Origin of the sequence: Aeromonas popoffii, from assembly GCF_037818705.1 — a bacterium.
GTDB classification, from domain to species: Bacteria; Pseudomonadota; Gammaproteobacteria; order Enterobacterales; family Aeromonadaceae; genus Aeromonas; species Aeromonas popoffii.
Genome location: NZ_CP149129.1, coordinates 2301332 through 2324735, shown reverse-complemented (window position 1 = coordinate 2324735; position 23404 = coordinate 2301332). Strand labels below are relative to the sequence as shown.

Annotated in this window: 16 protein-coding genes, 5 tRNA genes and 3 pseudogenes; 12 read left to right on the top strand and 12 right to left on the bottom strand. The window is 60.0% G+C overall.

Going from position 1 to position 23404, the window contains the following annotated elements:
- The first annotated feature begins 185 nt into the window (after nt 1-185).
- Nucleotides 186-4079: an amino acid adenylation domain-containing protein gene (locus WJM78_RS10610; RefSeq protein WP_339015593.1), complete on the top strand. Its 3894-nt coding sequence runs from the start codon at nt 186-188 to the stop codon at nt 4077-4079.
- A 261-nt stretch (nt 4080-4340) separates the two neighbouring features.
- Here WJM78_RS10610 and WJM78_RS10605 read toward each other — a convergent pair.
- Nucleotides 4341-4571: pseudogene (locus tag WJM78_RS10605) on the bottom strand (IS4 family transposase); the annotation flags it as partial.
- Nucleotides 4572-5062: 491 nt separating this feature from the next.
- Between WJM78_RS10605 and WJM78_RS10600 the strand changes: the two are divergent.
- The 5 genes and pseudogenes from WJM78_RS10600 to WJM78_RS10580 all read left to right on the top strand — a co-directional run.
- A pseudogene (locus WJM78_RS10600) lies at nt 5063-5316 on the top strand (transposase); the annotation flags it as partial.
- 528 nt (nt 5317-5844) lie between these two features.
- Nucleotides 5845-7674, top strand: a complete 1830-nt coding sequence (locus WJM78_RS10595) for a leukocidin family pore-forming toxin (protein ID WP_339015591.1) — start codon at nt 5845-5847, stop codon at nt 7672-7674.
- A gap of 165 nt (nt 7675-7839) precedes the next feature.
- Nucleotides 7840-8175, top strand: a pseudogene (locus WJM78_RS10590) (transposase); the annotation flags it as partial.
- A 69-nt stretch (nt 8176-8244) separates the two neighbouring features.
- Nucleotides 8245-9090 (top strand): deoxyribonuclease IV, encoded by an 846-nt coding sequence (gene nfo / locus WJM78_RS10585; protein WP_339015834.1) that lies wholly within the window; start codon nt 8245-8247, stop codon nt 9088-9090.
- A gap of 36 nt (nt 9091-9126) precedes the next feature.
- Nucleotides 9127-10101 (top strand): Gfo/Idh/MocA family oxidoreductase, encoded by a 975-nt coding sequence (locus WJM78_RS10580; RefSeq protein WP_339015832.1) that lies wholly within the window; start codon nt 9127-9129, stop codon nt 10099-10101.
- A 112-nt stretch (nt 10102-10213) separates the two neighbouring features.
- Here WJM78_RS10580 and WJM78_RS10575 read toward each other — a convergent pair whose 3' ends face one another.
- Complete coding sequence (locus WJM78_RS10575) at nt 10214-11143, bottom strand: LysR substrate-binding domain-containing protein (protein ID WP_339015589.1); 930 nt, start codon at nt 11141-11143, stop codon at nt 10214-10216.
- 99 nt (nt 11144-11242) lie between these two features.
- Here WJM78_RS10575 and WJM78_RS10570 point away from each other — a divergent pair, with 99 nt between their 5' ends.
- From WJM78_RS10570 to WJM78_RS10555, 4 genes are all read left to right on the top strand, one after another.
- Complete coding sequence (locus WJM78_RS10570; protein ID WP_339015587.1) at nt 11243-12235, top strand: TDT family transporter; 993 nt, start codon at nt 11243-11245, stop codon at nt 12233-12235.
- 272 nt (nt 12236-12507) lie between these two features.
- On the top strand, nt 12508-13497 hold the full coding sequence (gene lpxM / locus WJM78_RS10565) for a lauroyl-Kdo(2)-lipid IV(A) myristoyltransferase (protein ID WP_042037392.1): 990 nt from the start codon (nt 12508-12510) through the stop codon (nt 13495-13497).
- A gap of 139 nt (nt 13498-13636) precedes the next feature.
- Complete coding sequence (locus WJM78_RS10560; RefSeq protein WP_339015585.1) at nt 13637-14632, top strand: lauroyl-Kdo(2)-lipid IV(A) myristoyltransferase; 996 nt, start codon at nt 13637-13639, stop codon at nt 14630-14632.
- Between the two features lie 178 nt (nt 14633-14810).
- Nucleotides 14811-15671 (top strand): PA4780 family RIO1-like protein kinase, encoded by an 861-nt coding sequence (locus tag WJM78_RS10555; RefSeq protein ID WP_042037356.1) that lies wholly within the window; start codon nt 14811-14813, stop codon nt 15669-15671.
- Between the two features lie 75 nt (nt 15672-15746).
- On the opposite strand, the gene WJM78_RS10550 is transcribed toward WJM78_RS10555, so the two are convergent.
- Nucleotides 15747-16268 (bottom strand): GNAT family N-acetyltransferase, encoded by a 522-nt coding sequence (locus WJM78_RS10550; protein WP_339015582.1) that lies wholly within the window; start codon nt 16266-16268, stop codon nt 15747-15749.
- A 323-nt stretch (nt 16269-16591) separates the two neighbouring features.
- Nucleotides 16592-17083 carry a prolyl-tRNA synthetase associated domain-containing protein gene (locus WJM78_RS10545; RefSeq protein WP_339015580.1) on the bottom strand — a complete coding sequence of 164 codons (492 nt, stop codon included), beginning with the start codon at nt 17081-17083 and terminating at the stop codon, nt 16592-16594.
- 184 nt (nt 17084-17267) lie between these two features.
- Between WJM78_RS10545 and WJM78_RS10540 the strand changes: the two genes are divergently transcribed.
- The gene (locus tag WJM78_RS10540) at nt 17268-19715 is read left to right on the top strand and encodes a DNA polymerase II (protein WP_339015579.1); all 2448 of its coding nucleotides are present in this window, start codon (nt 17268-17270) and stop codon (nt 19713-19715) included.
- Between the two features lie 107 nt (nt 19716-19822).
- Here WJM78_RS10540 and WJM78_RS10535 read toward each other — a convergent pair.
- The 7 genes from WJM78_RS10535 to WJM78_RS10505 form a co-directional block, all read right to left on the bottom strand.
- Nucleotides 19823-19899, bottom strand: a tRNA-Val gene (locus tag WJM78_RS10535).
- 35 nt (nt 19900-19934) lie between these two features.
- Nucleotides 19935-20011: transfer RNA gene (locus tag WJM78_RS10530), tRNA-Val, on the bottom strand.
- 63 nt (nt 20012-20074) lie between these two features.
- Nucleotides 20075-20151, bottom strand: a tRNA-Val gene (locus WJM78_RS10525).
- An 18-nt stretch (nt 20152-20169) separates the two neighbouring features.
- Nucleotides 20170-20246: transfer RNA gene (locus WJM78_RS10520), tRNA-Val, on the bottom strand.
- A 12-nt stretch (nt 20247-20258) separates the two neighbouring features.
- A tRNA-Val gene (locus WJM78_RS10515) sits at nt 20259-20335 on the bottom strand.
- A gap of 160 nt (nt 20336-20495) precedes the next feature.
- Entirely contained in the window at nt 20496-21875 is a 1380-nt protein-coding gene (locus tag WJM78_RS10510; protein WP_339015577.1) for an MATE family efflux transporter, read from the bottom strand.
- A 150-nt stretch (nt 21876-22025) separates the two neighbouring features.
- Nucleotides 22026-22232 (bottom strand): YaeP family protein, encoded by a 207-nt coding sequence (locus WJM78_RS10505; RefSeq protein ID WP_042037351.1) that lies wholly within the window; start codon nt 22230-22232, stop codon nt 22026-22028.
- A gap of 130 nt (nt 22233-22362) precedes the next feature.
- Between WJM78_RS10505 and WJM78_RS10500 the strand changes: the two genes are divergently transcribed.
- Nucleotides 22363-22980: a riboflavin synthase subunit alpha gene (locus tag WJM78_RS10500; protein WP_339015574.1), complete on the top strand. Its 618-nt coding sequence runs from the start codon at nt 22363-22365 to the stop codon at nt 22978-22980.
- A gap of 128 nt (nt 22981-23108) precedes the next feature.
- On the opposite strand, the gene WJM78_RS10495 is transcribed toward WJM78_RS10500, so the two are convergent.
- Nucleotides 23109-23312: a CPXCG motif-containing cysteine-rich protein gene (locus WJM78_RS10495; RefSeq protein ID WP_005336871.1), complete on the bottom strand. Its 204-nt coding sequence runs from the start codon at nt 23310-23312 to the stop codon at nt 23109-23111.
- Nucleotides 23313-23404: the final 92 nt, after the last annotated feature.

The window sequence follows — 23404 nt, the reverse complement described above, 5'->3', positions numbered from 1 at the left end:
CATTCCACTCATTCGCACCCTCCTTAAGCAACCAATTAAAAAATAAATTGCCATGAATGGGGTTCACGTGAGACCATTTTTCTCCCCCAGTGGAGAAGCCTCTTAGGTTATTGCTCTTGTAACTCATCTGTTTGTCACAGGCCACCTCCTGCAAACCAAAAATCGCCATCAGGATTTTGTTAAATATGTTAAATGAAGAATTAAGCTGCCCGCTGAGCGCGGCCCAGCAGGAAGTCTGTCTCGCTATTGGTCAGGAAGGCCGCAACCTCCATTATCACCTGTGTGATGTGATAGAATTCAACGGAAATTTGCAGACATCGTTGCTGGAACAGGCCATCAGAACCGTGTGCCAGCAGGCCGAAACTGTGCGCGCCGCGTTCGAAAAGGACCAGGCTACCGGGCAATACCGACAACGCCTCAACTCGACACTGCACGACACCTATTTTTCCTGGCACGACCTGTCCACCACACCGGATCCGGAGCAGGCCTACTCGGCCATGTTAGAGGCGTTGCTGACCAGCGATATGGATCTTGCCCATCAACCGCTGATTCGATTTCTGGTCGTCAAGCTGGCTGACCGCCGCCACTGCATGGTAGAGCTGGGGTCCCACTTGGTGGTGGACGGCTTCGGCCACGCCATCTTGTTCAAGCACATCACCGACTGCTATGTCCGGTTGGCGCGTGGTGAGGCAATCGAGTCTCTGCCTGCGCAGCCGCTGAGCCGGGTCTTCGAAGCAGAACAGGCGTATCGCCAGAGCGAGTCCTATCTCAAGGACCAGTCTTACTGGCGCCAATACTGTCTGGAGCTGCCCGCTCCCACTCAGCTGGTGCCCGGCGACATGCCTCTACGCAAGCTGAACCGGCTGCGCAAGACCTTTTCCGGCGCAGCGGTGGAAGGGTTGCGCGAAGCCGCCACTTTGCATCGACTTCGCCTGTCCAGCGTGTTGCTTGCGGCCTGCGCTACCTATCTTTACAGGATGACTGGCCAGAGCGATCTGGCGGTGGGCATGCCGGTAGCAGCCCGCCAGCTAAAGGCCCTGCGCGAGATCCCAGCCATGGTGGCCAACATATTGCCACTGCGCATTTCGTTTACGCCAGCATCCACAATATTGTCGGTCGCGGCGGACATCCAACGCCAGTTGCGGCGTCATCTGCTGCACCAAGGCTACCGTTCGGAAGCCATGATCCGCGACCTGTACGCGGAACGCGGCCAAAAACCACTGTTCAACACCCTGCTCAATATCGTTGCCTATGAGCAGGACATGGGCTTCGATGGCTGTGAAGCCACGGTTCAGAACGTCGCCAACGGCCCTGCCGATCATCTCGGTATAGACATCTTCGACCGCAACGTTGACGGCCGGTTGGAGATAGGCTTCAACGCCAACGCCGATCTCTACCCGCTTGAGGCGCTGGAATTGCATTACGCGCGGATGACCCAGTTGCTGGAGCATTTCGCCACTGGGCCGGACACCCTCGCCGAGGATTATCCGTTGCTGCTGCCCGGCGAGCGCGAACGCTATTACCCGTTGTTGGCGCAGGCAGACGCTTCACCTGTCTTTGCCGATGCCTTCACTGCTTCCGTGAGGAGCCATGGTCACCTGCCGGCCCTGCGCCAAGGCGAGCGCGAACTCAGCTACGCCGAGCTGGATGACCGCGCCGACCGCCTGGCCAGCTTGCTGCTGGCGCGTGGCGTGCGGCCCGGCGACGACGTTGCCGTCATCGTCTCGCGCAGCATCGAATGGGCGGTGGCGGCGGTGGCGCTGTTCAAGCTCGGCGCCGGTTATGTGCCGGTTGATCCTGAACTGCCGGAGGCCCGCATCGAATACATCCTGGCCGATGCCGCGCCGGCCGCGGTCATCGTTACCGCCGGCAACGCCGTCAACACCGCGCTCGCGCCGGAGAAACTGCTTTTCCTGGACGCTGCGGCGCTGGATGCGCTGCCGCCTGCCGCTCTCCCGCTCCCCCGCGTGGCCCCTGCGGCTCTCAGCTATCTGATCTACACCTCGGGCTCCACCGGCAAACCCAAGGGCGTGGAAGTGACTCACCGCAACCTGGTGCCCATCGCGGACACCGCCATCCGGGCGGCTGAGCTGCAAGCAGGCCAACGTGTGCTGCAATTCATCGCAGCCGGTTTTGACATGTCGGTTCTGGAAATCATGATGACGCTGCTGGCCGGCGCCACGCTGGTCATCTGTGATAAAGTATCCAGCGCGCCCGGCAAGGCGTTGGCCGCTCTGGTGAAACGGGAAAACATCAAATTGCTGGTGATGACGCCCAGCCTGCTGGCCTACCACCAGACCGAAGACTTCCCCCGGGACACCGTCCTGATGCTGGGCGGCGAACCTTGCACGCCGGCGCTGCTGGCGCGCTTCTCCCACTGCCGCCTGCTCAATGTCTACGGCCCGACCGAAACCTCCTTCGCTACCTCGATCAACGCCGACTATGGCGATGGCGACCTCTCCATCGGTACCGCCACCGCCAACACCCGGCTCTACGTGGTGGATCCACGGCAACGGCTGTTGCCGCCTGGCGCCTGGGGAGACTTGTTCATCGGCGGACCCGGCGTGGCCCGCGGTTACCGCAACAGTCCGGAGCTGACGGCCAAAGGCTTCGTCCCCGATATCCTGGACCCCAGCAACACCATGTACCGGGCCGGCGACCGCGTATTTTTCGACCATGCCGGCCGCATCCATTATCAAGGCCGCCAGGACAACCAGATTAAGCTGCGCGGGCTGCGGATCGAGTTGGACGAGATCAAAAACGCCCTGCTGGGTTGTAGCGGTGTAGAGGATGCCGTCGCCTTGCTGCGCGATCTGCCTCAAGGCCCGGCCATCGTCGGCTATGTGGCCAACCAGCAGCTGGAGCTGGACAGCGAGGGGCTGAAACAGGCGTTGAGCCGTCAATTGCCCCATCACATGATCCCCAGTGTCATCATGGTGGTCCCGGTCTTCCCGCTCACGCCCAACGGCAAACTGGCCACTGGCGAACTGCCCACGCCGACGCTGCAGGACGACGGCGAGCAAACGCCGCCGCGCACCCCGGAAGAAGAGATCATGTGCCGGCTGTTCGCGACTGTGCTGGAATGCGGCGAGGTCTACGCCAATCAGAATTTCTTCGCGCTGGGCGGGCATTCGCTGCTAGGTCTGCAGCTGATTAACAACATCAGGGAAACCTTCGGCGTCTCCTTGGGTATCGCCGACTTCCTGGCCGCCCCGACCCCGCGCCAGCTGGTTCAGCGCCTGGAGCGGCCAGCCGCTTTCAGCGACCCCTTCGACGCCATGCTGCCGCTGCGCGTCCAGGGTGGCCGACCACCGCTGTTCTGCATCCATCCGGGCGGCGGCATCGCCTGGCCCTATGCCGGCCTGTTGCCCTTCTTGTCGGAGGATCAGCCGCTGTACGCCATCCAGTCACCGATACTGCGCGATCCGGACCGCGTCATCGGATCGCTGGACGAGTTGGCACAGGAATACCGACAGCGTATCCAGGCGGTGCAGCCGCGTGGGCCGTACCAGCTGGCCGGCTGGTCGGTGGGCGGCAATCTGGCGCTGCGCCTGGCCGCCATGCTGCAGGCCGACGGCCACGAGGTCAGCTTCCTGTGCATGTTCGACAGCTATCCGCTGCAAGGCGGGCCGGCCTCGTTGAAACTGGACGACGCCACCATCATCACCCGGATGACTCGCGCCATCGTCGGCGCGCCGCGCGCCGGCATCAAAGGGTTGAAGAGTGCCATGGAGGAGGTGCTGGGCGGCAGCCAGGTTGGCGAGGAGTTCCTAACCCGGTTGGTGAATGATTCAAAGCTGATGCTGGAGCTGCTCGCTCGCTGCCGCTACCAACGCTACGACGGCGACTTGATCTTCATCCGCGCCACCACCGACATCCTGCGTCCCGAGGATCAGCAGCCGTCGCTGTGGCAGCCCTATATCTCCGGCAAGTTGATAGAGTACGAGGTGAACGCGCCCCATGAATGCCTGCTGCAACGCCAGTATCTGGAACAGTTTGGCGCTCAATTCTCTGCCGAGTTGCAGCGGCGGGCCCCGATCGTCAGGGCCAGCCAGCAAGCCCTGGTAGAATGGGCGTAGGTTTCGGGGGCGCCCGGCTTGCCGCGAGATCTTTCCGGTGTCATGGCGAGGATGCCACTCGGCTGAACCGGCCGAATTCACCCCGCGATATTGGAGCGCAGCGTAGGGCGCCTGAGACGAGAATGTCCGTTCTGGTTAGGGAGGTACGAAAAAGTCCTTGGTCTGAGATCGCAGGGATGAGGTTCAGCATGAGTCACCCGTTCACGAACCTGCCGCCGACCTGATAGAACAAAGGGAGGCATCTGCCTGAATGCCAGTCAGTTAAGCCTGACTGGCATTGTTTTTATGGGCTTGTTTCACACTGTACTGCTGTGCTCTTGGCGTTACCCTGCGGGGGTAACGTCGCTCTCTTCTCGCGGGTAATACGAATTGCCCGCTTGTTTACCGAAGCCTGCCACCCACCTCGGGAGATGCCCCGGTAACACATACCGCATGCAGCTCAAAATCATGGATAGGGAAGACCAACGCCATGTGAGCACTCAGGGAAGGTGCGAACAAGTCATATGACACAAAAACGCCACCTCCTAACCAATTGATTTTAAATGGATAAATTTTCCATTTTTTGTTCATGAGGTCCTTATTCTCACCCTCTAATCAGATCCATGCGGATCAACACAAATCAGATAACAAAATAAAGCTGCACAGAACCTTAACCAGCCACATAAAAAAAAACAAATAATATATAGTTAAGAACTGCATCACAAAGTCGCGGGTAATTAGTTTCTTTCGAACAAAACCTAATTAAACTCCATCAGGACCCGAACGAAGTATCAAGATAGATAGTATCTTCTTATTGGCATAAAAGTTAATAGTGACGTTTATCCTAACAGGATAAAAATAGGAAGAAATTTCTTTTGGTTACTTTATGGCGTTGTTTCCAAAATCGATGCAGCTTGCATGGAACTAACTGAAAATGTGGCGATCTGATCACCACTATTCCCTTCAAGTCTGCATCATGGGCAAGTCGCTTCACCCCATCACCAACTGGCCTCAAGGTATTTGGTGATGGCGAGTGGAAAGTCGTAAAACACGGTGCTGAAAAGCGGCGAGTCTGGCGTAAGTTGCATTTGGCGATTGATCCAGCGAGCCCGGATATCGTGCGGCAGCATTGCAGTTGGAAAATGTCCATGACGCCGAGGTGCTGCCAATATTGCTCAGCCCACTGCGGCGCACGCTGGGCCATGTTGATGCTGATGGTGCTTACGACAGCAAAGCCTGCCATCAGCTGATAGCGAGACATGCCACGCCCGTCATCAATAGGATGACAGAAAACGAAATATATCTGAATTTATTTCCATCATCGGTTCACTGGGCAATATTCAGCCTGTGGCGGGCGTTGGCTGACAATATAATATCACCAGACAGAGGAGGGTCACCCCATGATATTGATCTCATAGCCCTGAGTGTTTCCTCGCGGCAGAATGCGCAAGACATCAGGCTCCCGCTTCATCGTTCAGGCGATGAACCGGAACGCGAGGCTAAAAACAGGTGTCGCCCGCATCAAAAAGGGGCAGCGCTATGACAGCGCGACCACCGTGTAATAGCATCGGCGAGCGCCGAATATTCCACCCTGGACTGTATCGTAGTCCTTGTTTTGCCATATGAAAGACCTACCATGAACATCTGCTCATTCACGGCGATAAAAATGGTTGGCATTGTTCGGCAAGCAAGCAGTATCACGCCGAAATATAATCATCAACAATAGGGTTGTGCTGTTCCACCTCATGATGGAAATAGTCTGGCGTGCTTCGACAAGGAATTAACAATGAAAAATAAAAAACCACGTAAAATCATCACTCGGGTTCCCACTCTCAGTTTGCTCACCCTGGCTTTGCTGGCAGGCAGCGTGCAGGCCGAAGACATAGGCGAGCGTACCGATCAGGGCATCACCATGCTGGCCAGCCTGCAATCGGAGCAGGGACTTGTCTACTTCAACGCCAGCATCTGGCTGGATGAGCAGCAAGCCACCAAGGGGCTGACCCCTGAGCAGCTGCACGAACGCGTGCTGGTGAAGGGTGAGCGCGTCTTCATCGATTTCAGCGCCATCACGGATAAGGACGAGCGGCAACAGGCCAAAAAAGCCATGGAGCGGCTGACCGGTATTTCGTTCGATGCGGACTGGGTATTGGTCTCCGCTTACAAGGGAGCGCTGATGTTTACTCCGTTGGGGGGCGTCGATGATCCGGCCTTCTATCAGGTGATGGAGCGGGTCGAGAGTCTTGCCAAGCGGGGCAAACGCTCCCTGATCCAGCCGGCCGCCGCTGACGCCAGCTTGCCTCACGTGGCCTTCTATCTCAACGTCAACCGCCCGATCAGTAACGCCGAGTGCACCTTCCCGCGCTCTTACCGTTGGGGTCAGGGGGATTGGCATTTTTGTGACTCGCCGAACATCTCGCTGGTCTATCGGGTCAATCTGATGCGCTCCCTGAAATCTGACACCACGGGCGCCGCCACGCCGGACGCCAAGTTGGTGCGGATCTCGCTGGATGAGGAGTCGGCCGGTGCCGGCATCCACCTCAACAATAGGCTGGACTATGTTGCAACCAACAACCCTAGTTGGAGGACGCCAGAAAACATGGACTTTGGCACAGACGCCATCGCCCAGGATTACAGTTTCACCATCGCAGCCTCCAACACCAAGGCGTCTGTGCTCAAGAGCGAGCCCACCAACCTCAACACCGAGTATAAGCAGAGTGTGACCTCCGGCGTCACTGTGGGGGTAAGCGGCGGTGGCGATCTGAGCAAGGCTGGGCCCAAGGCCATGCTGAATGGCTCGGGCACCTTCACCCAGAGTCGCACGCTCACCTATGACACTCAGGACTATAGGGTCAATTACTCGGGGAGCGCCCAGCAGGTGAATTTCAGCTGGGTGCGGGAGCAATATGCCACTGCGCAGTCTCTGCTCTACTCTAATGAGTCCCTGAATAAGGACAAAGGCTACCCTGTGGATCACAATCGCATCAAGCCGCTCAGCTACATGGGATTCGTGCCGAATCTTGACGTCATCTACAAGGCGAGCGCGGGCGAGACGGGCTCCACCGACTTTTACATTGACTCCTCGGTCAACATCCGTCCCATTTACACCGGATACGATTTTGCATTTATGACGAAATACTATGGCTTCGACGATGCCAATATGCGCAGACGGGTGACTGCATCCACCAGTTTCACGGTGGATTGGAAGCACCCGGTGTTTACCGGCGGTCGCCCGGTCAACTTGCAGCTGGGGGGCTTTAGCAACCGTTGCCTGAGCGTCAATACCCAGCAAAACGTGAGCGCCGTGATGTGTAACGAGACCTCGACCGACCAGTCTTTCATCTATGACCAGTACGGCCGCTATGTTAGTGCACGGGATACCGGCTACTGCCTGGATGCCAGCAACCTCGGAAAGATGCAGGTCTGCAGCCTAGACCTGAGACAACATTGGGAGTGGAAGCCTAATAGTGATGCGCTCAGCAACAAGAGCACCCATCAGCTGCTGGGTCACAACACGCAGACGGGGGCGCTGGCGCTCTATGACGAGAATGGCCTGCCTGGTGACGTCAGTCTGCGTACCCTGACCAACTACACCCAGGTTTTCGCCTTAGAAAAGTAAACCGGCAAGTGATTGAATGTTAGTATCTTGACCAATAAAAGCGCCGGCAACTTGCCGGCGTTTTCATGAGGGTCAGCCGAGAGTCAGGCCTTGGGTTCGATCAGCGGGGTGAGCCGCTCGGCCAGCTTGTAGAAGGTCTGTACCGAGGGGGGCTGGGACACCACTGACGCTGAGGTGCTGCCGACATTGCTCAGCCCACTGCGGCGCAAGCTGGGGCGAGTTTATGCAGATGGCGCCTATTACAGCAAAGCCAGCCATCAGCTGATCGCGCACAAAGGAGCGACAGCCTGTATTTCACCTCGCAAGCGTGCGGGGTTATGGAAAAAGGGAGATCCGATACATGAGGCGGCGCTGGTGATGCGCAAGGAAGGGGTGGCGCACTGGAAGAAGATGTCGAGGTCTCACCGTCGCTCGCTGGTGGAAACGGCGATGTGCCGGTTTAAACAGTTGATGGCGGGCAAAATCAGTCTGCGAACATACAGTGCGTCTATGGCGGCTATCGAGGATCCCGGTTTGGCGCTGGCGGGGGAGATCGGCATAATGGCGCTCTCACAGAGCAGAGGAGATCTCATGAAATATATCGGAGCCCACGTCAGTGCCGCCGGCGGGGTGGAGAACACCATCGCCCGCGCAGAGGCTATCGGCGCAAACGCCTTCGCCCTGTTTACCAAGAATCAGCGCCAGTGGCAGGCCGCGCCGCTGTCGGAGGCCAGCATTCGCGCCTTCAAGCTGGCCTGCGAGAAAGCCGGCTTTCGCCCGGAGCAGATCCTGCCCCATGACAGTTACCTCATCAATCTGGGCCATCCCGATCCCGATGGACTCGCCAAGTCTCGCGATGCCTTCCTTGATGAGCTCAAGCGCTGCGAGCAGCTCGGGCTTTGCTACCTCAATTTCCACCCCGGCAGCCACCTCAAACAGATCCCGGAAGCGGCCAGCCTGACACTGGTGAGCGAGTCCATTAACTGGGCGCTGGAACGCAGCCAAGGGGTAACAGCGGTGATCGAAAATACCGCCGGGCAGGGCACCAACCTCGGCTGGTCGTTTGAACACCTGGCCACCCTCATCGACGGGGTGGAGGACAAGAGTCGGGTCGGTATCTGCTTCGATACCTGCCACGCCTTCGCCGCCGGTTATGACTTGCGTACCCCTGAGTCCTGTGCTCAGGTGTTCGCCGATTTCGATCGCATCGTCGGCTTCCAGTATCTCAAGGGGATGCATATCAACGGCGCCAAGTGCACCTTCGGCAGCCGGGTCGACCGCCACCATAGCTTGCGTGAAGGCAATCTGGGGGAGGCGGTATTCCACCACATCATGAATGACGACCGCTTCGACGGCATTCCGCTGATCCTGGAGACCATCGACGAGACGATCTGGGGCGACGAGATCCGCTGGCTGCGCAGTCTGGCCAAGGCATAACCCGTGCAGGAGACAGAACGGATGTAAACAGAGGGACTGAGCGGGGCGCCACTGCGCTGGGGCATTGCCGGAGCAGGGGCCATTGCTCGTCGCTTCTGCCGGGACGTGAATGAACATGCCCGCCTGGGGCAAGTGGTGGCGATCGCCGCCCGTGATCAGACGCGGGCCCGGGCCTTTGCCGAGGAGCAGGGGTTGCCTCTTGCCTATGATGGCTATCAGGCGCTGGCGGCAAGTGCGGAGGTGGAGGCTGTCTATGTTGCGGTGATCCATCCCGAGCATGCCGCCCTGATCAGGCAGATGTTGCTGGCGGGCAAGCACGTGCTGGTGGAAAAACCGGCAGTGACTCACGTCGCTGATTGGGATGTGCTGGTGCAGCTCGCCCAGGCCCGTGGCCTGCTGCTGATGGAGGCGATGAAGGTGATGTGCTTCCCCGCCATGCGCACGTTGCTCCAGCGGCTCAGTGCCTTGCCGGCACCCAACCGGCTGCGGGCGGCCTTCGGCTCGGTACAGGCGCGAGACGGCAAGCTGTTTGATCCTGCATTGGCCGGGGGCGCCGCCTGGGATGTGGGTGTCTATCCGCTCTGGCTCTACGCCGCGATCTGCCTGCAGCGGGATCTCCCGGCGGGGGAGCCAGAGGTGCGTCTGGTACGCCAAACGGGCGAGGTGGATGAGTCAGTGCATTTTGCCTTTACCGGCCCCCTTGCGGCTGAGCTGGATGCCTCCATCGTCCAGGATCTCGACAAGGCGGCGTATCTGGGCGGCGAGGGCTGGGCCCTGCAACTGGTCGGCAAGTGGTGGAACCCACAACAGGTTCGCTGGCTCACGGGCGATCCCTTGCCTGCCTGGCCGGGAGACATAGCAGAGCCGGTGGCAGGCGGTGGCATGCAGCATGAGGCGGATCATTTCGCCGCCTGTGTCAGGCAGGGATTGAACGACTCCCCCTGGGTGCCGCAGGCCCTGACCAGAGACGTGCTGGGGTGGGTCGAGCGCGGCTTGCAAGTCGGCTCGTGATCATGGCTATGCAGAGAGGGCGCCGGAGCGCCCTCTCTTTTTATCTGATCTTTTGCCGGCTTGAGCGGGAAGCGGCGAGAGACAGGCTGGCGCGCGAGGGGTGTCGAGCACCCTATCTGCTCGTTGGTGACCCTGCTGTGGCCGCCTGAGGTTGAGGCAGGGCACCCTCTTGTGCGCGGCAAAACTGCAGGAAGCGGCGCAGGGTGGCCGAGTGGTATTTTTGCCGATGCCAGATGAGGGAGAGCTGGCGGGGAAACCGCCGGGCAAGGGAGAAGGCGACCAGCCGACCGGCCTGCAACCTGTCCGATACCGCCAGGCGGGAGATGAAAGAGATCCCCAGCCCTTTTTCAACCGCCAGCATCACCGCCTCCAGGGTGTTGAGCTCCAGCCCCGCCTGCCAGCGGGGCAGCTCGGGCAGGATCTGCTGTTCGAACTGTTCGCGACTGCCCGACCGGGGTTCGCGCAGCACCCAGGTCTCATCGCTCAGTTGGGTGAGCGACAGGCGGTTGCGCCGGGCGAGGGGGTGGCCGGGGTGGGCCACGATCAGCATCTCGTCATTGAGCCAGGGTTCGCTGACGAGATCCGGGTGGTGGTTTAGCCCCTCTATCAAGGCCAGATCCAGCTCGAAGTTGGCCAGCAGATGGCAGAGCTGGTGGGTGTTGGTGATGGTGACCCTGGGGGGCAGGCCCAGCTCCTGCTGGCTGCTGGCCAGCAGGGTGGGCAGCAGGTAGTTGCCTATGGTCTGGCTGGCGCCGAGGCGCAGCTGGCCGCTCGGCTCGGCGTCGGGGCTGAACAGGGTTTCGATATCCTGCATCCGGGTCAGCAGCTCTTCGGCGGCCGGTTGCAGCAAGCGCCCCTCGTTGTTGAGCTGCAATCTGGGATGGATGCGATCGAACAAGGGGGTGGCGAGCTGGCGCTCCAACTCCTGCAACGACTGGGAGACGGCGCCCTTGCTCAGGCAGAGCTCGTTGGCGGCCAGCCCCAGATTGCCGTAGCGGGCGATGGTGGCGAATACCTTGAGTTGTTGCAGGGTCAGCTTCATGTTTGGTTAGCCTGAACGATTGGTTCGATTCATTTAGATATCGTAAACGATAGCTGCTCTTTATCCTATGCCCATCGTCTCTCACAAGAGGTTTCAGACATGATCGCAAGAACCCGTCAATCCTTGGGCAAAGCCCCGACCCCCATGGCGGGCCTGGCACTCGGGATCGCCAGTCTAGGTTGGTGCTGGGAAAATGCCGGTCAGTTCGATGGTCGCCTGCAGTTGCTGGGCGCCGCCATCGCCGCCGTGCTGCTGATGATCCTCACCTTCAAGTTTCTGCTCCATCCGCGCCTGCTGTGGCAGGATCTGGCTCACCCCGTGGTGGGCAGCGTGGTGCCGACTTATGCCATGGCCACCATGGTGGTCTCCAAAGCCGTTGGCATGTTGAGCCCGGGCATGGGCGAGGGGCTCTGGTTGTTTGCCGTGGTACTGCACCTTCTCTTCCTGGCGACCTTCATCTGGCACAGGGCCAAGCAGTTCGAGATCCATCACATGGTGCCGAGCTGGTTTGTACCGCCGGTGGGCATTATCGTGGCTGACGTCGCCTTTCCCGGCGGCCAGTTTGCCGTGCTGGCCGACGCTCTGCTCTGGTTCGGCCTGCTCTGCTACGGCCTGATGTTGCCGTTGATGCTCTACCGCCTTATCTTCAGCCATGAAGTGCCGGATGCCGCCAAGCCGACCATCGCCATTCTGGCAGCCCCTGCCAGCCTGTCACTGGCGGGCTACCTGACGGTGACCGAGGATCCTTCCCTGCTGCTGGTGGCCGTGCTGCTGGGGATCGCCATCCTGATGACCGGCATCATCTACCTCGCCTTCTTCAAGCTGCTGCGTCTGCCGTTCTCGCCGGGGTATGCCGCTTTCACCTTCCCGCTGGTGATAGGTGCCACCGCCCTGTTCAAGGTGGGACACCTGCTGGCGCAGTGGCCGCAAGCGACCCACTATGTGGCGCAGATCAATCTGCTTGCCCACTTCGAACTGGGCGTCGCCACCCTGATTGTCGGCTACGTGGCCTTGCGTTATCTGATGTTCTTCCTGCCGCTGGGTGAGAGTGGCAGGGTGTCCGGCATGGCTCGGTATGAAGCCCGCCGCTAGGTAAAGATCCTGTTGGAGAGCAAGGGGATAAGGGGTCAGTCAACGAGAAGAGCATGGGTGATGACATACTCCACTGGCCAGACCTAGTGACAGCGCTTCGCCAGTCGGAGCGCTTTTTTGTCTGCTGTTAAGTGTCGAAGGAGACTTTTTTGCCGCTGGGGAATCCATTTTTTGAACCAGCGCTCACCCTGAGGTGCTCATGATGAATTTCACTGGTATTACCTGTCAGGATGAATACAATGCAACCCCATTTTCTTCGTTTGACCTCATTCATGTCTTCCCTAGATCCTGTGTTTGACACCTCTTTTCAGACCCGTTTATTGCGACCGCGTTACTGGCCAAGCTGGTTGGCACTGGGTGCGCTGTGTCTGCTTGCCTTCGTGCCACCGCGTTGGCGTGACAAGCTGGCAGAATGGCTGGCGCCGCTGGTGCTCAAGGTCTCCAAGAAACAGATCTACATCGCCAAAACCAATCTGGATATCTGCTTTGCCAACAAGAGCCAAGCCGAGCGTGATGCCATCCTGATGACCTCGATTCGCATCGGTCTCAAGACCCTGCTCGGCTTTGGTGAGTTCACGGTGCGCAGTCCCGCCTACCTGATGAAGCGCATCCAGGTGAGTGGCTGGGAGCATATCGAGGCGGAGCAGGCCGCCGGCCGCCCCATGATCCTGGTGGTCCCCCATAGCTGGCCGGTCGATGCTGCCGGCTACTACTTCACTCAGCGCGGCGTGCCCATGTGCACCATGATGAAGAGTGCCCGCAATCCGGTCTTTGACTGGCACATCAATCGGGAGCGGGCCAAGAATGGCTGCCGTGTCTATGAACGCAGTGCCGGTATCAAGTCGGTGATCAGAACCATCAAGCGTGGACACAGTTTCTTCTATCTGCCGGACCAGGATCATGGCCGTGAGGCGAGTATCTTCGCTCCCTTCTTCGGCTATCCCAAGGCAACTCTGCCAGCCCTGCCACGTCTGGTGCAGCTCAGCGGTGCCCGGGCTGTGCCCTTGCTGGCCTGCTATGACGAGGCGCACTACTGCTACCGTCTGGAGATAGAGGCGCCGTTTACGGATTATCCCAGCGCCGATCTGATGGCGGATACTTGTCGCATGAATGACATGGTGCAGCAGCAGCTGACCCGCCATCCCGGCCAGTACATGTGGTTCCTCAAGATCTTCGATACCCGTGAGGATCAGGAAGGGCCGGATGGCCTCTACGAAGAGGGCATTAAGCGGATCCGGGGCGATCTTCCCCCTCGTCCCTGAGCGGGTGTCAGCGCTGTTTGTCATGGCCCTTCGGGGCCATTTTTGTGGGCGCCACGCCTGGGCTTGCGCAGCCCGTGGCACCCCAAAGTGGAAAAAAATATCAGGATAATTACAATAACCGTTTATTTTTTATGACTTGATGGTGGCCATGTCCTCACACGATCCGGTTTTTGACTCCTCATTTCATGCCCGTCTGCTCCATCCGCGCTGGTGGGGCAGTTGGCTGGCGCTTGGTTTTTTGTGCCTGCTGGCCCTGGTGCCTCACGGCGTACGCGGGTGGTTTGCCAATGCCATGGCCCCGGCGTTGCTGCGCCTTTCCAAAAAGCAGGCTTACATTGCCGAGACCAATCTCAAGATCTGTTTTCCCGAGCTGGATGCGGCCGGACGCCGCACTCTCTTGCTCAAAGCGATCCGCACCGGCCTCAAGACCTTCATGGGCTTTGGCGAGCTGACCCTGCGCAGCGCCGCGCATCTTAAAAGCCGCATCAAGGTGCGGGGCTGGGAACATATAGCGGCGGAACAGGCCGCCGGGCGTCCCATGATACTGGTGGTGCCTCACACCTGGGCGGTGGACATGATTGGCCGCTACCTGAGCGACGAGGGGCTTGTTCTGTGCACCATGATGAAGAGCCCGAAAGATCAGGTATTTGACTGGTACATCAACCGCGAACGGGCCAAGGGGGGCAAGGTGTATGAGCGCAGTGTCGGCATCAAGCCGGCCATCAAGGCCATTCGCAGCGGCGCCAGTTTCTTCTATCTGCCGGATCAGGATCATGGCCGCGAGGCCAGCCTGTTCATCCCCTTCTTCGGCCACCCCAAGGCGACCCTGCCGGCCCTGCCCAAGCTGGTGACGCTGACCGGCGCCAGGGCTGTGCCCATCTTCGCCTGCTACGACGAGGATGAAGAGTGCTACCGGCTTGAGATTGACCCCCCGTTTGATCCTTACCCCACGGACGATTTGACCGCCGACGTCAACGCCATGAATTGCATGGTGGAGCGACAGTTGCGCCGTTATCCCGAGCAGTACATGTGGTTTCTCAAGATCTTCGAAACCCAGGAGCATCAGGCGGGGCCGGACGGTCTCTATGAAGAGGGGATTAAGCGGATCCGCCGCGGTCTGCCACCCGAACCCTGAAGGGAAAGACATCGGTTGGCATGTTGGGCACAGGGTGGCGACAAGCGCTTGTCTTGCAAGCCGTGTGGTGGGCAAAAAGTCGGCAATTAGGGCGCCGCAGGGCGCCAGATAACAGGGATATGCACGCTGGCCCCACAGGGGCTATCTTCTGATGCGCAAATAGGGTAAAAGGGCGGCCATGAAAATTCCAAATCGAATCCAACCTCTGGTTGATGACGGCCTGGTCGATGACGTCATCAGCCGGCTGATGAGCGGCAAAGAGGCCGACGTCTATGTGGTGCGCTGCGGTGACGAGATCCGCTGCGCCAAGGTCTATAAAGAGGCGTCCAAGCGCAGCTTCAAGCAGGCTGTGGTCTATCAGGAAGGGCGCAAGGTACGCAACAGCCGCAGCGCCCGCGCCATGGAGAAGGGCTCCAAGTACGGTCGCAAGCAACACGAAGAGGTGTGGCAGAACACCGAGGTCGATGCCCTGTTCAAGCTGGCGGCGGCCGGGGTGCGGGTGCCACAGCCCTATGTCTGCCTCGACGGCGTGCTCCTGATGGAGCTCATCACCGATGAGGAGGGCAACGTGGCCCCCCGTCTCAACGATGTGGCGCTCTCGTCCGAGCAGGCCATCGCCGATCACGCCAAGGTGATCCGCTACGTGGTGCGCATGCTCTGTGCCGGCCTCATCCACGGCGATCTTTCCGAATTCAACGTGCTGGTGGATGGCCAGGGGCCCGTCATCATAGATCTGCCCCAGGTGGTGGATGCCGCCGCCAACAACCAGGCCAAGGCCATGCTGGAGCGGGACGTCAACAACATGCGCAACTACTACGGCATGTATGCCCCCGAGCTGCTCAAGACCCGCTACGCCAAGGAGATGTGGGCCTTGTTCGAAGATGGCAAGCTGACCCCCGAGAGCGAGCTGACCGGCCTGTTCGAGGAGAGCACCGAGGCCATCGATATCGATGCCGTGCTGCATGAAATCGAGAGCGCCGAAGAGGAAGCCCATGCCCGTCTGGCCCGAATGAACGCCGAGCAGGAAGACAGTTACTGATCGCCCCTCATCATCACCTCATCAGTCACACCCTGAGCGCCTTAGCGGCGCTCTTTTTATTGGGCCCGCACAGAGTCAGGCTGGCCGCCATCCAGAGGGAGAGATCCGGTAAAACCGCACCCAGCAGTTATCTCCGGCATGGTAGCGGCGATCCAGCCATTGTCCGTTGGCAGATTCAATGATCTTGAGGGAGGCTCTATTCGTTTCGTCGCAGCTGATGAGTACTGGGCTGGTCAATACATGTTGCTGCAACCAGAGCAGCAGGGTACGGGCGACCCCTTCACCACGGCGGGAGGGGCGGGTCTCGTAGCCGATGTGGCCAAGCCACGCCCGGGTGGCCGGATTGTCGCCGTGGCGCAGGCGCAGGGCCCCGAGGATCTCCCCTTTCTCAAGCGCAAAGTAGGTAGTGGTAGGCGGATACCCCGTGGGCAGCTGGCGTCCCTCGGCATGATGGAGCAGGCTTTGCAGCCAGCCATCGGGATCAAACTGCGCCACCTGATAGAGCGGCAGGCCTGCTTCACCGCATTCGGCCACATAACGGCGATAGGCGGGCGCATCGGCACGTTGCGCGGCCCGGCACACTATGGTGGCCGTCATGCGCGCAGCGCTGCCGTCTGCAGGGGCTTGGCCGCGCCACCGACGTGCGACAGCGTGACAAACAGCACCAGCCTCGACAACTGTACTGAGGAAAACAGATTTTGCATCAAGGGGTCTCTATGGGCTTCGTCCTGCCGGTCACTGTGTCTCGACCCTGAGGGTCGCCATGACAGTGCTGGATGACAAGATGCATCCCGCTCATTATCAATGGCTTGAGCTGTTGTAGTCCGATAGCGACCACAATCGGAACGATGGCGGCAGCTGATTCGATTCATCAAGAACTCGAGACGGGGGGCGTCGATCGCGCTACTGATCTGAGTGGGTCAGGTTGGCTGCACCGGCAGCGCCATGATGGTGGCCTCCCGACCCAGGTGGGCCAGCAGGCGGCGCACATCGTCCAGCGTGATGATGAGGGTGGCGGTGTTGACCAGCGGATGGCACTGCACCTGTTCGGCATGCCAGATGGTTTGGTCCACCACCAGCGTCACCGCCCGTTCTGTGTCGCGCACCATGGCGAGCAGGGTGACGGCGCCGGGGGTGAGGCCGAGCACCGCATTGAGCCGCTCGGGGGAGCCAAAGCTCAGCCGCTTGACCCCGAGCGCCATGGCCAGCGCCTTGAGATCGACCCGACTCTCCTCCGGCGCCACCACCAAAAACAGCCGTTCACTTTTCGGGTCGCGCAAAAACAGGTTCTTGGTCCTGGCGGCGGGCAGATCGGGCAGCAGTGTGCTCGCCTCCTCACAGGTGAAGACAGGGGCATGGTCGATGCGCTGGTAGGAAATGGTCAGCCGGTCCAGCAGGGAATAGAGTGTCACCAGGGCTCCTTGTAGTAGGCAAATAGGCGCAGGGAACGGGCCGTTATGACTGGGCACCCGGCGCATGGGCAGAGGGTCGAGCTTACCAGCTTGGCGCCTGCCGCGCAGCCTGGCGTGGCGATTGCGGCCAGGCACTGTATGAACGTACAATAGTCTCATCCCAAGGCCGACCTCTTTATCCTGAATGACTGCGACCCAGCCCACTGTGACTGTCACCTCTCCTGCCACGCCTCCTCGCGACGGTTTTATCCTGACCCGTCATGGCCGGGACCTACGTGGCCGTGCCGGGCAAGGGGGGCGCACCGAGATAGTGATGTGGCTCTGGAGCGCGCAGGGGCCGGTGCGGCTGGTGGTGCCGGGGCAAGAGCCCGTGTTCTTCCTGCCGCAGAGCCACATGCAGGAGGCGGCCGAGCTGTTCAAGGGGGCTGGGGTGAGCGGGCGATTTCGCCGCCTGCCGATGCACACCTTCGACGGGCGTGCCGTGGTGGGCTGCTATTTTTCGACCCTGAGCGCCTTTCACCGTGCCATCGAGCTGCTGCTCATTCGCGGGCTGGAGCACTTCGAGGCGGATATCCGGCTGCCGGAGCGTTTCCTGATGGAGCGCTTCATCACCGCCGGGGTGCGTTTTGGCGGCCATGCCTTGCAGAAGGGGGGCAAGCGTGGCTACTGGGAGGTGAACGAGGCGCGCTGCGCCCCGCAGGCGGTGACGCCGAGCCTCTCCTGGGTGTCGCTGGACGTGGAGTGTGCCATGGACGGGGCCCTCTTCTCGGTAGGGCTCTATAGCCGTGAGGATGCGCGGGTCATCATGATTGGCGCCCCCGAAGCCGGTGCCGAGGCGTGGGAGACTCGCATCGAGTGGGTGGCGGATGAAAATGGCCTGCTGAGCGCGCTGGAAACCTGGTTCAGCCAGCACGACCCCGATCTGGTGATCGGCTGGAACGTGGTCAATTTCGATTTTCGTCTGCTGCTGCGCCGCGCCGAGCTCAACAAGCGGCGGCTGCGCCTTGGGCGGGGGCGTGAACTCTGCTTCTGGCGCTCATCGCGAAACGATCCCCAGACCGGCAACGTCATCATCCCGGGCCGCATGGTGCTCGACGGCATCGATACCCTCAAAAGCGCCACCTGGCAGTTTGCCAGCTACAGCCTGGATGCGGTGGCAAGCGAGTTGCTCGGCCGCGGCAAGGATATCGAGGATGTGGCCAATCGGGGAGAGAAGATCACCGAACTGTTCCACTCCGACAAGGAGGCGCTCGCCCGCTACAACCTGGAAGATTGCAGGCTGGTGTGGGAGATCTTCGACTACTGCCACCTGATCCCCTTTGCCATCGAGCGGGCCTCTCTCACCGGGCTTGAGCTGGACAGGGTGGGGGGATCGGTGGCGGCCTTCACCAACCTCTACCTGCCGCGGCTCCACCGCGGCGGCTACGTGGCGCCCAATCTGCCTGCCGATGGCGGGCTCGCGAGCCCCGGCGGCTATGTGATGGACTCCAAACCCGGTCTCTATCGTCACGTGCTGGTGCTCGATTTCAAGAGCCTCTATCCCAGCATCATTCGCACCTTCTGCATCGATCCCATGGGGTTGATTGAGGGGTTGCAGCACCCGGACGAGGCCATTCCCGGCTTTCGCGGCGCCCTGTTTTCCCGTACTCGCCACTTTCTGCCGGATCTTATCGCCACCCTGTGGGCGGCGCGGGACAGGGCCAAGGCAGCCAGCAACAAGGCGCTCTCCCAGGCTATCAAGATCATCATGAACTCCTTTTACGGCGTACTGGGCTCGGGTGGCTGTCGTTTCTATGACCCCAGGCTTGCCTCTTCCATCACCTTGCGCGGCCACAGCATCATGCAGCAGACCCGGGAGTGGATCGAGGCGCAGGGGTTTGAGGTGATCTACGGTGACACCGATTCCACCTTCGTCCACCTGGGGAGGGAGACAAGCCCGCAGCAGGCGGATGAAATTGGCCATGAGCTGGCCCGAATGATCAACGACAACTGGAGTGCGCTGATCAAGCGTGAATTCGACCTGCCGAGCCATTTGGAGATCCAGTACGAGACCCACTATCGTCGCTTCTTGATGCCCACCATTCGCGGCTTGGAGAAGGGGAGCAAGAAGCGCTACGCCGGCCTGGTTGGAAAACAGGAAGAGGGGCGAGGGGAGGAGGAGCACCTGGTGTTCAAGGGGTTGGAATCGGTGCGCACCGACTGGACCATGCTGGCCAAGCAATTCCAGACCCGGCTCTACGAGCTGGTGTTTCACGATGAGGACCCCAGCGGTTATGTGCGCACCATAGTGGATCAGACCCGGACTGGCCTGCACGATGATCTGCTTATCTACCGCAAGCGGCTGCGCCAGAAGCTCGAAGAGTATCAGAAGAATGTGCCGCCCCATGTGCGGGCGGCGCGGCTGGCCGACGAGGAGAACCTGCGCCGCGGTCAGCCCCAACGTTATCAGCACAGGGGCACCATCGCCTATCTGATGACGCTGGGCGGCCCGGAGCCGCTGGAATACAGACGCAGTGCCATCGATTACGAGCACTACATCGACAAGCAGCTAAGGCCCATCGCCGACGCTATACTGCCCTTCATCGGCGAGTCATTCGACCGGATCTGCGGCCAGCAGCTGGATCTCTTCTAGCGACGTCGCACCCGCAACCAGGGGCGGGGCTGTGTCAGGATGGCGGGGAAGCGATGGCAGTAAAGCAGAATGCAAAAAGCCCGCTCGATGAGCGGGCTTTTCTAATCTGGTGCGTCCTAGTGGATTCGAACCACCGACCCCCACCATGTCAAGGTGATGCTCTAACCAGCTGAGCTAAGGACGCAGGGTGCGCGATGCGGCTTTTCCATTTGCGAGAAGTGGTGGGTTTAATTGGATTCGAACCAACGACCCCTACCATGTCAAGGTAGTGCTCTAACCAACTGAGCTATAAACCCACATCAGGCAACTTTTTCTATTCGCATGAGGTTGAACCTGAAGGAGGTCAACTCACGGGAATATGGTGCGTCCTAGTGGATTCGAACCACCGACCCCCACCATGTCAAGGTGATGCTCTAACCAGCTGAGCTAAGGACGCATACTCGGTATTCTGTGATGGTGCGTCCTAGTGGATTCGAACCACCGACCCCCACCATGTCAAGGTGGTGCTCTAACCAGCTGAGCTAAGGACGCATCACAGAAAAGTGGTGGGTTTAATTGGATTCGAACCAACGACCCCTACCATGTCAAGGTAGTGCTCTAACCAACTGAGCTATAAACCCACTTCATTGTTTCTTCACTACGCCAGCACTGCTGACGTGGTCGGCATACTACCCATGCCCCCCAAGGCTGTCAACAGGCCGCACGCACAAAGGAGACTGTTTGCCCAGTTCTTGCGCAGCCTGTTGATTTTGCAGGCGAGTTGTCGCTTCCAACGCCCTGTTACTGGGCCCGCGACAAGGTAGTGCAGGCCTCCGGGGTGGCAAAACGACCGTAGATGTAGCGCAATCTCGCCCCCAGCATCAGGGCGGCACTGGTGAGGCCGACGATAAAGCCGATCCAGAAGCCCTGCGGCCCCATCCGCGGTACCAGCCAGTCGGTCAGACCCAGGATCATGCCGGTCGGCAGCCCCAGTCCCCAGTAGGCGACGATGGTGACGTAGAAGATCGCCTGGGTATCCTTGTACCCGCGCAGTGCCGCGGCCGCCACCACTTGCACCGAATCGGAAACCTGATAGATGGCGGCAAAGAACAGCAGGGTAGCGGCCAGCGTGATCACCTGCAGGTCGTCGGTGTAGATAGTCGCTATCTGTTCGCGCAGCAGCACGGTCAGGGCAGCGGTGCAGACGGCGACGGCCATGCCCAGCATCAGACCAGTACGGGCGGCCACCCGGGCGTGATGGGGTTGGCCTTCACCTATGCTGTGGCCGACCCGGATGGTGACACCCACCCCGATGGAGAGGGGCAGCATAAACACCAGGCTGGAGAAGTTGAGCGCAATCTGGTGGCTCGCTACCGTCTCTGCGCCAAAGGGGGCCAGCATCAGGGCCACCACGGCAAACAGGGTCACTTCGCAGAAAATGGCCATGGCGATGGGGAAGCCGAGGCGAAACAGTCGCCACATCCGGCTGCCGTTGGGGCGTGCAAGCTGGGCGAACAAGTTGATCTTCTTGAAGTGGGGGGAGAGCTTCACGTAGACGATCATCGCCAGCAGCATGGCCCACAGCACGATGGCGGTGGCCACACCGCAGCCGACGCCGCCGAGCTTGGGCATACCGAAATGACCGTGAATGAAAATGTAATTGGCGGGAATATTGACCGCCAGCCCGACAAAGCCGATCACCATGGTTGGCATGGTGTGGGAGAGTCCCTCACTGAAGTTGCGCAGCACCTGGAACATCACGAAGGCGGGTAGGCCCCACAAAATGGCGTGCAGGTAGCCGGCAGTCTTGGCAGCCATGACCGGATCCACGTCCATGAAGTGCAGCGCCAGCGGACTGAAATAGAGCGCCACCATGGCGATGGGGGTCACCATCAGGGCCAGCCAGAAACCCTGGTGCACGGCCGGGCGGATCTCGTCCCGTTTACGGGCGCCGTTGAGCTGGGAGACGATGGGGGTGAGCGCCATGATGATGCCCTGCACCAGCAAGATGATCGGCAACCAGAAGCTGGAGGCAACCGACACAGCCGCCAGATCCACGGCACTGACCTGTCCCGCCATCACGGTATCGACAAAGTTCATGGCGATCTGGGCCACCTGGGCCACCAGAATGGGGCTGGCTAAACGAACGAGCTGCCTCGCCTCGGACAAGTAACGTTGCACTGACACCTCCGAGTGGATCAGATAAAAAGAGAAAGAGCGGGTAACGGATGGGCTTTTGTCTCCCCACTGCGGGGAGACAACATGCGGGGGGGCATTCTAGCCTGAAAATCAACCATCGCGAAACGGTTGAGCCATGGCTTTGTAGCGGGTTCAGGCGTCTTCGTGATCGCTGATCAGCAGATTGGCGGCGGCATAGGCGGCTTGCTCGCGCAGGTCGGCTGGCACCCGCTCGTCAGAGGCCACGGCGTTGAGCGCCCTGATGGTCGCGGCGATGGCCTGCGGCACATAGCCCTGATCACCTGAGCCGATCTGGTTATAGGCGATGCGAATGGCCTCACAACATTGATATACCTGCATTTCTTTTCCTCGTTAACCCGAATGTAAACGCCGCCACTATAGCGATCGAGGGCTGGCTTGTCAGCTGGTGCGCTTGTCAGTGCCGCAACGCGGGGTTAACCTGCCTTTTTTTCGTAGCAGGAGACGAGACATGTTCACCGGCATAGTGCAGGGGACCGCCGAACTGGTGGCCATTGAAGAGCAGCCCAACTTTCGCATCCACGTGATCCGTATGCCAAGCCGGGTTTGGGGCGAGGGATTGGCGCTCGGCGCCTCCGTGGCCCATAACGGCTGTTGCCTGACGGTTACCCGGGTGGAAGGGGATCTGGTCAGCTTCGATCTGATGCAGGAAACCTTGCGTTTGACCAACCTCGGTCAGTTGCAAACGGGGGACAAGGTCAACGTGGAGCGGGCGGCCCGCTTTGGTGACGAGATTGGCGGCCATGCTATGTCTGGCCACATCATGGGCACGGCTGAGGTGATCTCCGTCATCGACACCCCCAACAACCGTCAGGTGTGGTATCGCCTGGCCCCCGAGTTGATGAAATATGTGCTGACCAAGGGTTACATCGGTATCGACGGCATCAGCCTGACCGTGGGGGAGGTGCGTGAGAACACATTTTGCGTCAACCTGATCCCGGAGACCCTGGCCCGTACCAACCAGGGCTGGGTCAAAGCGGGCTGGCACACCAATATCGAGATCGATCCCCAGACCCAGGCCATCGTCGATACGGTGGAGCGGGTGCTGGCGGCGCGCCAGCCGGGGTGATCTGCCAGGTTTTGCTCGCTTCTGGCGACTTGCCATAGAAAAGGGCCTGCATCCTGCAGGCCCTTTGTGATCCCTTGTTCGTGTTCGATTGCAGTCAAAACCGCGTGACTGTTTTTTGTGATTCGCAGTCAGAACAGCTGCTCGTCGTCGGCATCCACAAACAGCTGCAGGCAGTCGCGGGCCTCATCCCGGTGCAGCCGCAGGTGGATGGGGTTGCAACAGGCCATGCAATCTTCGTAGAACTCCTGATCCCCCTGGCTGGCATCCAGCTCGACCCGGGTGTGGTGGCCACAGTGGGGGCAGACGATACGCTTGCTGGTGTACTCGATCATAGTGACCTCCTGGGGCCGAGTGGCCGCCTATCTTCCCTGATTCTAGTCGGCCAGGAGGGGGTTAACCGCGAGCAAGTGCACGTTTATGACCA

Bases quoted from the DNA above. Each gene is read 5' to 3' on its own strand.
- WJM78_RS10610 (WP_339015593.1), top strand. From the start codon at position 186: ATGTTAAATGAAGAATTAAGCTGCCCGCTGAGCGCGGCCCAGCAGGAA.
- WJM78_RS10595 (WP_339015591.1), top strand. From the start codon at position 5,845: ATGAAAAATAAAAAACCACGTAAAATCATCACTCGGGTTCCCACTCTC.
- nfo (WP_339015834.1), top strand. From the start codon at position 8,245: ATGAAATATATCGGAGCCCACGTCAGTGCCGCCGGCGGGGTGGAGAAC.
- WJM78_RS10575 (WP_339015589.1), bottom strand. From the start codon at position 11,143: ATGAAGCTGACCCTGCAACAACTCAAGGTATTCGCCACCATCGCCCGC.
- WJM78_RS10570 (WP_339015587.1), top strand. From the start codon at position 11,243: ATGATCGCAAGAACCCGTCAATCCTTGGGCAAAGCCCCGACCCCCATG.
- lpxM (WP_042037392.1), top strand. From the start codon at position 12,508: ATGTCTTCCCTAGATCCTGTGTTTGACACCTCTTTTCAGACCCGTTTA.
- WJM78_RS10560 (WP_339015585.1), top strand. From the start codon at position 13,637: ATGGTGGCCATGTCCTCACACGATCCGGTTTTTGACTCCTCATTTCAT.
- WJM78_RS10555 (WP_042037356.1), top strand. From the start codon at position 14,811: ATGAAAATTCCAAATCGAATCCAACCTCTGGTTGATGACGGCCTGGTC.
- WJM78_RS10550 (WP_339015582.1), bottom strand. From the start codon at position 16,268: ATGACGGCCACCATAGTGTGCCGGGCCGCGCAACGTGCCGATGCGCCC.
- WJM78_RS10540 (WP_339015579.1), top strand. From the start codon at position 17,268: ATGACTGCGACCCAGCCCACTGTGACTGTCACCTCTCCTGCCACGCCT.
- WJM78_RS10505 (WP_042037351.1), bottom strand. From the start codon at position 22,232: ATGCAGGTATATCAATGTTGTGAGGCCATTCGCATCGCCTATAACCAG.
- WJM78_RS10500 (WP_339015574.1), top strand. From the start codon at position 22,363: ATGTTCACCGGCATAGTGCAGGGGACCGCCGAACTGGTGGCCATTGAA.
- WJM78_RS10495 (WP_005336871.1), bottom strand. From the start codon at position 23,312: ATGATCGAGTACACCAGCAAGCGTATCGTCTGCCCCCACTGTGGCCAC.